Below are 14,885 nucleotides of genomic sequence, written 5' to 3'. Positions count from 1 at the left end.
AAAATTCTAGCCAAAAAAGGGTTAATATTGACTGAATTTATATCTACAAATATCGCAAGGCTAGACCAAGAGCTGACATCTCATCTTAATATTTCACGAAATCAAGTGATAAATTTAATCAAAAGCGCAAATGTAAGCGTAAATAATAAGGTGGTAAAAAAAGCTGGATTTAATCTAAATTTAGGCGATAAAATCACGATAAATCAAGCTAAAATCACTCAAATTCAAAGCGAATTTAAAGCTGAGTTTGATATAGAAATCATATATGAAGATGATGATATTTTGGTAATTAATAAGCCAATTAATATCACAGTCCATCCAGCTCCAAGCGTCAAAGAAGCCACGCTTGTAGAGTGGCTAAAGCAAAATGGCTACACGCTTTCAAATTTAGCCTCTCAAGAGCGTGCTGGAATAGTCCATAGGCTAGATAAAGGCACTAGCGGAGTGATGGTAGTGGCTAAAAATAATGAATCTCACGCAAATTTAAGCTCTCAATTAAGCAGTAGAGATATGGGTAGAATTTATTTAGCACTTTGTGATTTGCCTCTTAAGGAAAATTGTATTATAAATAGACCAATTGGTAGGCATATGCAAAATAGATTAAAAAATGCCGTAATAAGTGGTGCAAAGCCTTCTAAATCAGCATTTGCTAATATTTTAACAAGCGAAAATAAGATGGTAAATTTGATCGCTGCGAAGCTATTTACTGGGCGAACTCATCAGATTAGGGTGCATTTAGCAAGTATAAATCGTCATATTTTAGGAGATGATTTATATGGTTTTAAGAGCAATAATGATAAAATAGGCAGAATTTTTTTACACGCATATATTTTGAGATTAATTCATCCTAGAAGTGGTCAAATTATGGAATTTAAAGCCCCTTTGCCTAATGAATTTTATGAGCGTATTGGTAAGGAATTTAATAAGGAGATAGTAGATGAGAGTATTGGTGTTTTGTGTGATGTTTTTAGGGATATTTCTTGCTGGGTGTGTTACGAATAAAGCAACGCAGATAGATCCGAATTTGCCTATAGTAAATGAGCTAAAAACTATTAGCGATATGACTGAGATTGCTTTTGAGTGGCTATTGATGGCTGATGCAAATATCAGCGGATACTACCTATATCGCTCAAATCCAAATGATAATAATCAACTAAATGTAATAGCTAAGCTTGATGATAAATTCACCACCCATTATGTAGATAGTGCGTTAGCTCCATCAACTGAGTATCTATATGAGCTTAGGACATATAATGAGCTAGGCAATATCTCAGCACAAGGACAAAGAATCAGTGCTACAACTCAGCCTCTTATTGAGTCAGTTACATTTATTCAAGCTCTTTATGGTTTGCCAAATAAGATAAAAGTTTTATGGCGCCCCCATCCAGACCTTAGGGTGGCTTCATATATATTAGAAAAAAGCTCACTATCTAGTGATAGTTGGCACGAAGTAGCTCGTATAAATGGCAGGTTAAATGTAGAATATATAGATAATAGTGTTGAGCCAGGGCAGAATTATAGATATAGAATTTCAGTCAAAACCTATAGCGGTATCATATCAGCTCCTAGTAAGGTAGTAGATGCACAGACAAAGGCGTTACCAAATATGGTTATGAATTTAAGTGCTAGTGTGAATTTACCTAAAAAAATTATTTTGACTTGGGATCCAAATTCAAATGATGATTTTAATCACTATGCTATTTACCGTGCTACAAATGATATATTTCCTATGACAAAGGTTGCTACCACTTTAGATACGGCATATGAGGATTTGATTAATGATAATGGGGTGAATTATTATTATAAGGTTACAGCTGTAGATAGTGATGGCTTAGAAAGCCCACGCCAAAATAACGCAGTAGTCGGCTCAACTCTTCCAGCCCCTAAAGAGCCGCTATTTAGCTCAGCTGGATTTAATGGCTCATCTGTGGAGCTTAGCTGGAATCAAGGTAGTGATTTAAGAGCTGTAAAATACAAAATTACAAAATCAAGCAGTGAAGGCGAGAATATAATTTATGATATAAATTCTCAAACTTATAGCGATTTTGAAGTTAGAAGAGGCGTAGAATATACATATAAAATTCAAGCCATAGATGAGTTTGGCTTAGAGTCTAAATATAGTCAAAAAGCAGTGGTGATAACTAAATAATGCCAAATTTTTTAGCTAAGAATTTAAAAGATATTAAACTTCCAGTATCATTGGATGGGGTGGAGTTTATCTGGGAGGCTATAAATGGCGATGAGAAGTTAGTATATACTAAAGCTTTAGATTGTGAATTTTGCCTTGTGGTAAAAAATAGCGGCGACAAATATGTAATTAAGTGCGATAAACTCTCAAGACCAGCCAATCTTAAGGCTATACAAAAGGCATTAATAGCATATAAAGATCTATTTGCTACTGATGTTATTAGTCAGGCTATAGCATTAAAAGAGTCTAAAAATAGCAGTTATAATCAGTATATAATAAGCAGCGATGAGCTTTTAAGCAGATTAGATGGTTGTGAGTATAAGAGTATTTTTGTAGAGATTGGATTTGGTAGTGGTAGGCATCTACTATATCAAGCTAAAGAGAACCCAAATAAACTAATAATAGGTATAGAGGTGTATAAACCAGCTTGTATGCAAGTAGAAAATTTAGCTAGAATTAATGGGTTAAATAATATTTTATTACTAAATTTAGATGCTAGACTTGTGATGAGCTTATTAAAATCAAATAGCATTGATAGGCTATTTTTACACTTTCCAGTGCCATGGACAAAGAGTAAGATGAGACGAGTAGTAAGCGAACAATTTGCTATGGAGACTAAGCGTATATTAAAAGATGGTGGCAAATTTGAGCTAAGAAGTGATGATAGAGAGTATAGTGATTATACCATTAGTTGCTTTATGGATTTACAAATTTCAAATATACAGATATATAAAAATAGATTTTTAGAAATATCAAGCAAATATGAAGATAGATGGATAAGGCAAAATAAGGATATTTATGATGTGATCTACTCATTTTATGGTAGTAGTGATGAGCTAAATTTGGAGTGTGAATTTGAGTTTGATAGGCCAAATTTGGAGCAGATAAAATCAAATTTTACCAATAAAACTATCAAAAATAGCGATCATTTTATACATTTAGAGCGAATTTATACGCTTTGTGATGGATCTATTTTATTAAGGGTGGCATTTGGCTCATTTTATAGACCCGAGCATAGATATTTAATAATAACAAAAGATAGTATCTCATATCTATTTAAAAAGCCATTACTAACCATAGAAAATATCAAAGCTCATAAGAATTTAGAGGATATGCTAAGATGCGTCACATTGTAGAAGCTAGAGATTTGGTTTTAGAGTATGATAAAAGCTTTAAGGTTATAAATGGTGCTAGTTTTAATATAAATGTAAATGATTTTGTGTTTATAACTGGTAAAAGTGGTAGTGGCAAATCCACCTTAATCCGCTCAATGTATGGGGATATGAATATTAGTGGGGGTAGCTTAAATGTCTGTTTGAGTGAGCTAAAGGGTATTAGTAGATCTGCTTTAGCACTTCTTCGCCAAAGGGTTGGGATAATATTTCAAGATTTTAGACTTATAAATGAGTGGAATGTAGAGCGAAATGTGATGCTACCGCTAATAATCAAAGGCTACAATCAAAGCGTGTGTAAAAAACAGGCTGCAAAGCTATTAAATCATGTAAATTTACTTCATAAAGCTGATAAATTTCCACTTGAGCTAAGCGGTGGAGAACAGCAAAGAGTAGCGATGGCAAGAGCCTTAGCACACAATCCTCAACTTCTTTTATGCGATGAGCCTACTGGGAGCTTGGATGAGTATTCAAGCGATGTTATCTGGTCGCTCCTTCGCTCAGCAAAAGAGGGGCTTGGGACTTGCGTGGTGGTTGTTACACATAAGATCCCTTCAGGCTTAAGAATGCACTATCGCCATTTTGAGCTATCTAATGGAGAGATAAATGAGATCATTTAAGAGTCATATTAGCGTTATTTTCCCACTTCTTATCTTGCTTTTTGCTATTGAATTTAGCTTAATGCTTGGTAAATTTGTGAGTGATTATGAGCTAAAAATGGCAAATGATTATAATATAGTAGTTGTATCAGAAGTGGAGTTAAATGATAATATGCTAATTCCGGTTATACCGACATTTGCTTCACTTTCTACGCTTGATGCGAATTTGGTTTTAAATCGTCTTAAAAATGATATATCAGCTAAAAATATATCCGTATTAAAGAGCGTTTTACCAAGATTTTACTCCCTTAAATTGACTAAATTTCCATCTAAGGAAACTATGATGGATATAAAGACAAATTTAGTTAAAATCCAAGGCATAAAGCGAGTAGAGACATTTTCTAAAACGCACGATCAAGTCTATAATATGCTAATTTTATCTAAAAGCCTAGCTGGGTATTTTGCTATTTTGGTTGGGCTTTTGGGGCTTGTTTTGGTATTTAAGCAGATGAGAATTTGGCTTTATGAGCATCGTAGGAGAGTTGAGATTATGACGCTTTTTGGTGCGCCATATTGGCTAAAATCAGCTATGCTTTACAAACTTGCAATTGTAGATAGCATTATAGCCACTACTCTTGTTGTGATCTTTTATGCTATTTTTCCAGCACTTCCAAGCTTTAAAAGTGCGATTTTTGCCATTGGATTTGACCAGCCAAATTTAGATTTGCTAAGTGATGCGGCAATTTTATTTGGTGCATCAGTTGTGGTTTCTATTGTTGCAGTTAGCTTGGTTATGATGTTTTCAAGGCGTAGATAATGCGATTTTTACTACTTATTGCTCTATTTTTTAATGCTATTTTTGCCTCAAATGTCTCACAAAAGATTAAAGATCAAAAAGATAGCATAAGCTCAGCTAAAAAATTAGAAAATCAGATAAATAAAAAACTAGAAGAGTTAGCTATCGATATTATCGCTGGTAATAAGGCTGTAGAGAATACCGCTAAGCAAATTAGTGAGCTATCGCAGCAAGTTAAAGCCTTAGAAGATAGTGCTCATAGTGCAAATATCGAGCTTGATAAGCTTACAAGCCAAAATGGGGAGCTTATTAAGAGTCAAAAAGATATGGAGCTTAGGATGGTAAAGATTATTAGCGAGGATTTTGCTTATGATCTTGTCGTGCCAAATGATTATTCAGAGAGCCAAGATAGCATTATCGCTACTGAAATTTTGCTAAATTTAAATAGCGTGATGAGTAGTGAGTTTAAAAAATTAGCTCAAGATTACGAAGAGACAACTAATCTTATAAAATCACAATCAAAAAAGATAGAATCTATAAAATTTGACCTTAGAGAATTTCGCCAAAAACAAGCTTCGCTCAAATCCTTGCAAAATAAGCAAAAAAGAGAGTTAGAGATTTTAAATCAAGATAAAAATATCTACTCTAAGAAGTTAAATGATATTAAAAAGCAACAAGATGAGATGAGAAAGACGCTTGAGAATTTACAAATTTTAGCCGCAAAACCAAAAGAGGAGCCTAAAAAACAAGCCAAAGAGCAAACTACAGCTAAAAGCGATGATGTCAGAATGATAGGCTCAAGCTATCAAGCTGGAAATGTAAAGAGATATAATGGGGCTAAAACTATTGCGCCTTTGGATAAATTTAGCGTTAAACAGAAATTTGGCGATTATATAGATCCAGTTTATAATATTAAAATTTTTAATGAATCTGTTGTATTACGCTCAGCTACTACTGATGCTAGGGTTAAAAATGTATTAGCTGGGACTATAGTTTTTGCTAAGCAAACACCTGTGCTTGATAAGGTTGTAATAGTAGAAAATGGTAATGGAATTCATACTATTTACGCACATCTTGATAAGATCGCTCCTACTATCAAAGTAGGCCAAAAGGTGAAAAAAGGCTATGTAATTGGACGAGTTAAGCAAGATTTGACATTTGAAGTAACACAGAAAAATTATCACATAAATCCGCTAGAGCTGATCGCTATGAATTGATGGATTTAAATTTGATTATTAATTAATGCGTTTTTTAATTTGTTTTAGATATAATTGCCAAATTTTATGGAGATAGCAATGAGTAAGAATAAGCGAATTTTAGTTAAATTTTCTGGGGAAGCACTAGCTGGCGGTAATGGATTTGGGATTGATTCTCATATTTTAAGATATATTGCTGGGGAGATTAAGTCGCTAGTTAATAATGGCATCGAAGTTGGCATTGTAATTGGTGGTGGCAATATAATTCGTGGTGTGAGTGCTGCTGAGGGCGGTATCATTAAAAGAACTAGTGGCGATCATATGGGTATGCTAGCTACTGTGATTAATGCTATTGCTATGCGTGAAGCTTTGGAGCACTCTGGGCTTGATGTAAGAGTCCAAAGTGCAATTAAGATGGAGGCTATTTGTGAGACATTTATTACAGGTAGGGCTCAAAGACATTTGGAGAAAAAAAGGGTTGTGATATTTGCTGCTGGGACGGGAAATCCATTTTTTACTACTGATACTGCTGCGACTTTAAGAGCAATTGAGATAAATGCAGATATGATTATCAAAGCTACAAAGGTAAATGGCGTATATGATAAGGATCCGATGAAATTTAATGACGCAAAACTTCTAAATGAGCTAAGTTATGAAAGAGCTATGGAGGATAATATCAAGGTTATGGATGATACTGCTATTGCTTTAGCTAAGGATAACTCTTTACCAATTATAGTTTGTAATATGTTTGAAGATGGTAATTTATTGAAAATTGCAAACGGAGATTATACTAACTGCTCGATAGTTAAGAATTTATAAGAAAGGAAGATAATGAGAATAGAAGAGATAGCGGCTAAGGCTTTAGAAGCTGTGGGCGATGATAGATATAAATTAGCACTTTTAGTGGCTAAAAGAGCTGAAGCTTTAGCAAATGGGGCGCAAATTTTAGTAGATATAAACACACAAAAGATGAAATATACTGATATTGCGCTTTTAGAGATAGCTTATGGTAAAATTGCTTTAGAGGGAATAGTTGAATCAAATAGATAGCGAGCAGCTCTTAGAGCAGCTTATTGATGATGTTGTCTGTGCTAAAAGCATAGAATCGGCAAAAGATGTTTTATACTCTGTGGCTAAGCCAACTGGAATGCTTTTAAAGGCTGTTGATTACTGCGTTAGATTGCATGATGGGCAGTTTAGAAAAAGTGGTGAGCCATACTCCATTCATCCTATTTTGGTATGTTCATTTGTAGCACATATGGGTGGCGATGAGAGTATGCTTATTGCCGCTTTACTCCATGATGTGGTAGAGGATACTGAATGCACTGAAGAGGAGTTGCAATTTGAGTTTGGTGAAGAGGTTGCGGTGCTTGTGCGTGGTCTTACGAAGATTGTGGCAATTAGAGAAAATGAGCTTATTAGCTCTAGTTCCAATGAGAAGTTAGCAGCTTCAGCTTTGACATTTAGAAAGATGCTTTTAGTATCTATAGAAGATGTTAGGGTTTTGATTATCAAGCTTTGTGATAGATTACACAATATGCTAACTTTGGATGTATTAAGACCAGAAAAGCAAAAGAGAATTTCAGAAGAGACCTTGGTGGTGTATGCGCCAATTGCTCATAGACTCGGTATATCATCTATTAAGAATATATTAGAGGATTTAAGCTTTAAATATGTTATGCCTAAAGAGTATGCCGGGATAGAGTCATATATAAATGAGCATAAGCAACAACTTCAATTAAAGATAAATTCATTTAGCCAAAAGGTTAGCGAAAAGCTTTTGGCAAATGGCTTTTCTGAAGATAGCTTTGTTGTGCAAAAGAGAATTAAGCACTACTACTCAATATATCTTAAAATGCAACGAAAAGGGATAAGCTTAGAAGAGGTTTTGGATCTTTTAGCCGTTAGAATTTTAGTCCATAATCCAAAGGATTGCTATTTAGCACTTGGGATTATACATATGAATTTTAATCCATTAATATCAAGATTTAAAGATTATATCGCCTTGCCAAAGCAAAATGGATATCAAACTATCCACACAACGATCTTTGATGATAAATCTATTATAGAAGCTCAAATTCGCTCATTTGACATGCATAAAACCGCAGAGTATGGGGTGGCGGCTCATTGGAAGTATAAAAGCGGTGGCTTGGTATCGCCTAAGCTTGATTGGCTAAGTGACATTAAAGCTCAAGAGAGCGATGATAAGAGCATTGAGGATCTATATGAGTATGCTAAGGATAGCTTATATGTAGAAGATATCGCTGTATATTCTCCAAAAGGTGGGATTTTCACACTTCCTAGGGGTGCTACGGCTTTGGATTATGCGTATGAAATTCACTCCGAAGTTGGTTTGCATGCTAAAGAAGCTTATATAAATAGGATAAAAGTCCCTTTATTAACCGAGTTAAAAAATGGAGATATAGTCCGCATTGTCACAGGAGATGAGGCCAAATATCGTTGTAGTTGGCTTGATAGTGTTAAGACTGGGAAGGCTAGGGCGACTATTAGAAGTTTTTGTCGCCAAAAGTTGCGTGATATAAACTATCAAGTATCGATTGATATATTATCTGCTATATTTAATGTTAGCAATGATAGAATTTTAGATTGGTTAGAAAAAGAAGGATTAAGTAAGAAGATTTCTAAGATTGCTACAGATTCTGTATATCTAAAAGAGGTTGTTCAAATTCTAGATACGCACTCTAAAAAAGATAAGCTATTTTCTCTTAAATTTGGTGATAAACACGAGATTAAAAAGCAGAAATTTGACAATATAGTGGTATATTCAAATTTCGCTATTAAGAGTGTGGATTTTGATTATTGTTGTAATCCAAAACGGGGCGATGATATTATAGGATTTAGAAATGGTAGTAATGTTACAGTTCATCACAAGCTATGTGAAAGAGCTGCTAAGTTGATGAGTGATAAAGAGGAGATGATCTTTGTCAAATGGACAAGAAATGCTCCACATAGATATAAGGTTATTTTAAGCATTGAAAATAAAAGGGGAAGTTTGGCTGAATTTTTAACCTATTTGGCTAAGCTAAATGTCGATTTGGTTACTATTACGCTTAGTGAAAGTGATGATTTGATAGCGGCTGATTATTTTGATGTGGTAATAGAGCTTAGTGATAATTTAGATAGTTCAGTGATTAAAGATAAGCTAAAAGATCGCTATAAGATAGCTGAATTTAGCTCACTAAGTGATGCATATAAAAATTAAGGAAGATTATGATAGCTAAAATTATGAGTGAAATTAGGCGTGGAACTGCTGAGATAATTGATTATGAGCGTATTGAGAAATTAGTCAAAAATTACTATGAAAATGGCAAAAATTTCTATATCAAAGCTGGATTTGACCCTACAGCTCCAGATCTTCACTTAGGTCATACAGTGGTGCTAAATAAGATGAGATTGCTCCAAGAGCACGGCGGTATCGTGCAGTTTTTGATAGGGGATTTTACTGCTAAAATTGGAGATCCAACTGGCAAGAGTGCTACTAGAAAGATTTTAAGCGATGAGGTTATAGCTCAAAATGCTAAAACCTATAAAGAGCAGGTATTTAAAATTTTAGATGAGAATAAGACTGAAGTTATGTTTAATTCAGCTTGGCTAAATGATCTTGGAGCTGATGGATTGATCGCACTTGCTAGCACATTTAATGTAGCTAGAATGCTTGAGCGTGATGATTTTACTAAACGATATAAGGCTGAGACTCCAATTGCTATTAGCGAGTTTTTGTATCCATTATTACAAGGATATGATAGCGTAGCGATGAAGTGCGATATAGAGATGGGTGGAACGGATCAAAAATTTAATCTCTTAATGGGCAGAACTCTTGGTAGAACATATAATATCGGCAAAGAGCAAGCTATCATTATGATGCCACTTCTTGTGGGTCTTGATGGGGTTAATAAGATGAGTAAGAGTCTTGGTAATTATATTGGTGTTACTGAATCAGCCAGTGATATTTTTGCTAAAACTTTAAGCATTAGCGATGATCTTATGTGGGTTTGGTATGAGCTACTTAGTAGTTTAAGTATCGATGAGATTGATAAGCTTAAAAGTGATGTAAAAAGTGGAGCTTTACACCCTAAGGTTGCTAAGGAGAATTTAGCCCTAGAGTTAGCAGCTAGATTTAATACTAAAGAAGCAGCTATGGAAGCTATGAAGGAGTTTAATAGAGTTCATGCTAAGGGCGAATTGCCAAGCGATATGGCTAAATTTGAGATTAATGCTGATGATATTTGGATAGTAGAAGCACTTAGTTTATGTAAGTTAGTTGGGTCAAATTCAGATGCTCGTCGCCACATTAAGGCAAATGCTGTAAGCATCAATCAAGCTAAGATTAGCGATGAACAGCTTAGACTTTCTAAGGGTGAGTATGTATTACAAGTTGGTAAAAAAGCTTATGCTAGATTAGAGGTAAAATAATGGAATTAAAGAGTTTAAAGATCGGAAAATATGTAATCAAATATCCCATAATTCAAGGTGGTATGGGTCTTGGTATAAGCTGGAATAAATTAGCTGGTAATGTAAGCTTAAATGGCGGTTTGGGCGTTATAAGCTCTGTTGGTACTGGGTATTATGAGCATAGAGCTCATATCACCAAAGAGTTAAATTCAAAGCCATATGATAGTGTGAATTTCTACTCTAGAGAGGGGTTTAAAGCTATAATCGATAACGCTCGTAAAATTTGTGGCGATAGACCGCTAGCGGCAAATATAATGTGTGCTAGTAATGATTATGCTAGGATTGTAAAAGATGCTTGTGAGCATGGTATAAATATCATAATTTCAGGGGCTGGACTTCCTACCAATTTACCTGAGCTTACTAAGGGGTTTGCTGATGTAGCTTTGGTGCCAATTATAAGCTCTGCTAAAGCTCTAAAAATAATTTGTAAAAGGTGGTATGATCGCTACAATAGACTACCTGATGCGGTTGTGCTAGAAGGGCCACTTAGTGGGGGACATCAAGGATTTACATATGAGCAGTGCTTAGATCCAAATTATCAGCTTGAGAATTTGATTAAGCCAGTAGTTGATGAGGCGACTAAATGGGCTGATATAAAAAAAGAGCAAATTCCAGTAGTAGCAGCTGGTGGGATCTGGGATCATGATGATATTGCTAAGGTTATTAATCTTGGAGCAAGTGGCGTTCAGATGGGAACTAGATTTATAGGAACCTATGAGTGTGATGCTGCGGATGGATTTAAAGAGGTATTACTCGCTGCTAAAAAAGAGGATATTAGGCTTATTAAAAGCCCAGTTGGATACCCAGCTCGTGGAATTCAGACAAATTTGCTTGATTTAGTAGATAAAAAAGCTGGACCAAAAATCCAATGTATAAGCAACTGCGTAGCCCCATGTCAAAGAGGCAAAGAGGCTAAGCAAGTTGGATATTGTATCGCTGATAGGCTATATGACGCTGTAAGTGGCAATAAGGAGACTGGGCTATTTTTCAGTGGGGCAAATGGGTATAGATTAAATGAGATAATTAGCGTTAAAGAGCTTATAAAAAAGTTGGTTTATGGGGAAAATAGTTAAGCTTTTATTGCCATTTATTCTTGTTATTTTTGCCTTTGGTGGTGTGTTTGATGATTTCGATAATAAATTTACTAAGGCAAATAAACAAGATAGAGTTCAAATTTACCACGAGCTAAAGGGCGTATATCTTAATTCTATATTAAATGATAATGACAAATTAAAATTAGAGAGCTTAAAAAGATTAGTTAGTGGCGGGAAGATTCTTAAGGTAGATTATAGCGTTTATGCTAAGGAGCTAAGTAGCATACAAGCCCAAAATACCGCAATCAAAGATAGTCTAAAGCCAAAAATCGCCACTAAAAATAGCATTAAAGAGAGCAAGAATAATCAAAAAAATAATCAAAAAGATAAAAGTGGTGATATAACCTATAAAGTCCTATCTATATCATCTTCTAAAACCACTTTTATTTTGAATTTAAATAGTAATAGTAGTGATTTAAATATCAAATCATCACAGCTTAATCAGAATAAAACATATCGCAAAATATTTGATTTTAATGGAGTATTAACTACAAGTTATAAGAATAAAAAGGATCAAATCTCAGATCAAATCAGAATAGCTCAGTTTAATAAAGAGATAGTTAGGGTTGTTTTCACTGATGATAAATCGCAAGATATTGAGTATAAATTAAGCGGTAATAGTGTGATTTTTACCCTAAAATCAGCTAAAAATTCAAATTTCACCACAAAATCAACTACGCAAAAAGCCACCACCACAAAAAAATCTACACAAAAAAGCGATAACGCTCAAAAAGCCACCATAAAGACAAATTCAGGTAAAAATAAGATTGTAGTTTTAGATGCTGGACATGGCGGTAAGGACGCTGGAGCTGTAGGTAAAAATAAATTATATGAGAAAAATGTTGTTTTAAATATAGCCTTAGAGGCTGGAAGGATCTTAAAAAATCGTGGTTATAAGGTGTATTATACAAGAAGTAGCGATAAATTTATAAATCTTAGAAATCGCACAAGCTTTGCTAATGAGAAAAAAGCTGATATATTCATCTCAATCCACGCAAATGCCGCCCCAAATGAGAAAAAAGCTAAAGAGATGCAAGGCATTGAGACCTATTTTTTAAGTCCAACTAGAAGTGAGCGAAGCATGCAAGCTGCAAATTTAGAGAATAAAGCTGATACCGATGAGATGAACTATTTTACCAAAATTAGTTATCTAAATTTTTTAAACCGAGAGAAGATTATCGCTTCTAATAAGCTTGCTATTGATGTTCAATCCAATCTCTTAGGTGCGGTCAAATCTAAATTTAAAGTAGTAGATGGCGGGGTAAGAGAGGCGCCATTTTGGGTTTTGGTGGGGGCTTTGATGCCTGCTGTATTGATAGAAGCTGGATATATAACCCATACAAATGACCATAAATTGCTATCGGATAAAAACTACACTAACAAAATTGCTCTTGGGATAGCAAATGGAATTGATGATTATTTTGCGAAAAATCAATGATTGAGTATATCAATAATACGCTTTATAGCTCTAAATTTGATGATATATACTTTAATACTTATGAGCCGCTTAAGGAGTGCCAATACTCTTATAGTAGTGCTTTGGAGCAGATTGATAATGATGAAATAGTAGTAGCTGAGGCTGGATTTGGCACGGGGCTAAATCTCTTTTGCACTATTGAAAAATTCAAAACCCTAAACAAAAAAAGCCTTCACTATATCGCAGTTGAGAAGTATCCATTTAGCAAGAATGAGCTAACTACTATATATAGAGAGCTTGGGCTTGGTGGCGATATTTATGATGAGTTTTTAGATAGTTATTATATTGTCAAAAATTCGCTTTTGCGTATATATTTGCTAAATTCAACCATTATTGTTGATCTATATTTTGGCGATATTTTGGAGTTTTTAGATGAGTGCGAGTTTAGGGCTGATATTTGGTATTTAGATGGATTTGCTCCAAGTAAAAATCCCCAAATGTGGAGCGAAGAGTTTTTATCAAATTTAGCCGCTTACTCTAGTGAAAATGCGGTTATTAGAAGCTTTAGCTGCGCTAGGGTGGTGCGTGATAGACTTAGTCAAAATGGATTTGAAGTTAGCAAGATTAAGGGCTATCATAAAAAGCGAGAGATGCTACAAGCCATTTGTGTAACGCCAAAGAGTAGGGTTAAAAGGGAAATTTGGTTTGAGCCGCCAAAGATAGTTAAGCCAAAAAGCGTTTTGGTAGTTGGTGCTGGTATTGCTGGATTATCCATCGCTACGCTATTTAGCAAAGCTGGATTTGATGTCATTGTGGCTGAGAGTGCTAGTAGCTCAGCTCAAGGTGCTAGCTCAAATTTAGCTGGTGTTTGTGCGCCACTGATTACTCAGCCTGGAGTGATTTTAGGCGATATGCATATTAGCTCATTTTTATTATCAAGGCAGTTTTATAAGAGATTTGGTGGTGAATTTGTAGATTTTTGCGGTTGTGATGAGTATTTGATAAGTGATAAAATGGCGGCTAAATTTAACCATAAAAGCGAGTTTTTTACCATTTTTAATGATATATATCCTAGGGCAAATATCGATCTTGCTATGCAAATTATGCCTAAAAATCTTTCTCAAAGCCTAGCTAGCAAGCTAAATATTTGCTATGGCTATGAGTATAAATCCCTTAAATATCAAAATGGTAGCTATGAGGTTGAATTTAATAATTTAAATATTATTAAAGCGGATTTAGTGATTTTTGCTAATGGTAATAGGGCAAGGGAGCTTTTTTTAGGTGAGTTTAATGACCCATATATGCAACTTAGCAGTGTTCGAGGGCAGACTACATTAGTTAGTGAGTTTATCAAGCTTGATAGACCACTTAGTGCTAGGGGGTATATAACCAAAGCAGTAGATAAAATCCAGCTAATTGGTGCTAGCTATGCTAGAGGCGATGAGTATGCCTTGCCTAGAAGTAGCGATGATGATGGGAATTTGGCTTTAGTGAGTGAATTTATCGATAGAAAAGATATAGATATAATTGGCTCAAATGTTGGATTTAGAGGCTATAGTGGCGATAGATTTCCTATAATTGGCGGAGTTCATAATGCGAGTAGATATATGCAAATTTATAGCTCACTTCTATGGACAAAGGGCAAACTAACCCATCAAGATCCGATCTATCACCCAAATATTTTAATCAGTGCAGCTCATGGCTCAAGGGGGCTTAGCACGGCAATTATGGGTGCTAATATCTTGCTTGATATGGTTTTGGGGCGTCAAATTTGTGTTAAAAAATCGATATTACACGCCTTAAATCCATCGAGATTTCTAGTAAGAAAGCTAAAAAAAGGCTTAGTAAAACCAGCTGAAATTTCTACTAATTAGATAGGATTAGTAATTAATCTCTATTTTAATTTCATTTTGATAACCTAAAATGGTGGAAATCCACATAAATTTTAAG

At 34.7% G+C, this 14,885-nt stretch carries 13 protein-coding genes; all 13 read left to right on the top strand.

Annotated features, from left to right (window positions below; translation table 11 throughout):
- Positions 1-27: 27 nt before the first annotated feature.
- The gene (locus CSUIS19072_RS01690) at positions 28-1,002 is read left to right on the top strand and encodes an RluA family pseudouridine synthase (protein WP_086292518.1); all 975 of its coding nucleotides are present in this window, start codon (positions 28-30) and stop codon (positions 1,000-1,002) included.
- A complete protein-coding gene (locus CSUIS19072_RS01685) occupies positions 938-2,149 on the top strand; it encodes a fibronectin type III domain-containing protein (RefSeq protein WP_086292520.1) in 1,212 nt (403 codons plus the stop codon). Before CSUIS19072_RS01690 ends, CSUIS19072_RS01685 begins: the two co-directional genes overlap by 65 nt.
- On the top strand, positions 2,149-3,324 hold the full coding sequence (gene trmB / locus CSUIS19072_RS01680) for a tRNA (guanosine(46)-N7)-methyltransferase TrmB (RefSeq protein WP_086292523.1): 1,176 nt from the start codon (positions 2,149-2,151) through the stop codon (positions 3,322-3,324). Before CSUIS19072_RS01685 ends, trmB begins: the two co-directional genes overlap by 1 nt.
- Positions 3,309-3,980 (top strand): cell division ATP-binding protein FtsE, encoded by a 672-nt coding sequence (locus tag CSUIS19072_RS01675; protein WP_086236833.1) that lies wholly within the window; start codon positions 3,309-3,311, stop codon positions 3,978-3,980. Before trmB ends, CSUIS19072_RS01675 begins: the two co-directional genes overlap by 16 nt.
- Positions 3,967-4,776 (top strand): FtsX-like permease family protein, encoded by an 810-nt coding sequence (locus tag CSUIS19072_RS01670; protein WP_180379361.1) that lies wholly within the window; start codon positions 3,967-3,969, stop codon positions 4,774-4,776. The genes CSUIS19072_RS01675 and CSUIS19072_RS01670 overlap by 14 nt, the downstream gene beginning before the upstream one ends.
- Entirely contained in the window at positions 4,776-5,972 is a 1,197-nt protein-coding gene (locus tag CSUIS19072_RS01665; RefSeq protein WP_180379360.1) for a murein hydrolase activator EnvC family protein, read from the top strand. The genes CSUIS19072_RS01670 and CSUIS19072_RS01665 overlap by 1 nt, the downstream gene beginning before the upstream one ends.
- A 78-nt stretch (positions 5,973-6,050) precedes the next feature.
- Positions 6,051-6,770 (top strand): UMP kinase, encoded by a 720-nt coding sequence (gene pyrH / locus CSUIS19072_RS01660; RefSeq protein WP_086236832.1) that lies wholly within the window; start codon positions 6,051-6,053, stop codon positions 6,768-6,770.
- 12 nt (positions 6,771-6,782) lie between these two features.
- The gene (locus CSUIS19072_RS01655; RefSeq protein WP_086236831.1) at positions 6,783-7,001 is read left to right on the top strand and encodes a DNA-directed RNA polymerase subunit omega; all 219 of its coding nucleotides are present in this window, start codon (positions 6,783-6,785) and stop codon (positions 6,999-7,001) included.
- Complete coding sequence (locus CSUIS19072_RS01650) at positions 6,985-9,174, top strand: RelA/SpoT family protein (RefSeq protein WP_086236830.1); 2,190 nt, start codon at positions 6,985-6,987, stop codon at positions 9,172-9,174. The genes CSUIS19072_RS01655 and CSUIS19072_RS01650 overlap by 17 nt, the downstream gene beginning before the upstream one ends.
- A 5-nt stretch (positions 9,175-9,179) precedes the next feature.
- Positions 9,180-10,385 (top strand): tyrosine--tRNA ligase, encoded by a 1,206-nt coding sequence (gene tyrS, locus CSUIS19072_RS01645; protein WP_236847903.1) that lies wholly within the window; start codon positions 9,180-9,182, stop codon positions 10,383-10,385.
- Positions 10,385-11,497: a nitronate monooxygenase gene (locus CSUIS19072_RS01640; protein ID WP_086292527.1), complete on the top strand. Its 1,113-nt coding sequence runs from the start codon at positions 10,385-10,387 to the stop codon at positions 11,495-11,497. The genes tyrS and CSUIS19072_RS01640 overlap by 1 nt, the downstream gene beginning before the upstream one ends.
- A complete protein-coding gene (locus CSUIS19072_RS01635; RefSeq protein ID WP_086292529.1) occupies positions 11,481-12,956 on the top strand; it encodes an N-acetylmuramoyl-L-alanine amidase family protein in 1,476 nt (491 codons plus the stop codon). The genes CSUIS19072_RS01640 and CSUIS19072_RS01635 overlap by 17 nt, the downstream gene beginning before the upstream one ends.
- Positions 12,953-14,809 (top strand): bifunctional tRNA (5-methylaminomethyl-2-thiouridine)(34)-methyltransferase MnmD/FAD-dependent 5-carboxymethylaminomethyl-2-thiouridine(34) oxidoreductase MnmC, encoded by a 1,857-nt coding sequence (mnmC, locus tag CSUIS19072_RS01630; protein ID WP_086292531.1) that lies wholly within the window; start codon positions 12,953-12,955, stop codon positions 14,807-14,809. The genes CSUIS19072_RS01635 and mnmC overlap by 4 nt, the downstream gene beginning before the upstream one ends.
- Positions 14,810-14,885: the final 76 nt, after the last annotated feature.

The organism is Campylobacter sp. RM19072 (genome assembly GCF_024723485.1).
In the GTDB taxonomy this organism is placed as follows: Bacteria; Campylobacterota; Campylobacteria; order Campylobacterales; family Campylobacteraceae; genus Campylobacter; species Campylobacter porcelli.
The sequence above is the reverse complement of the archived record's forward strand: the minus strand, read 5'-3'. Positions and strand labels throughout refer to the sequence as shown.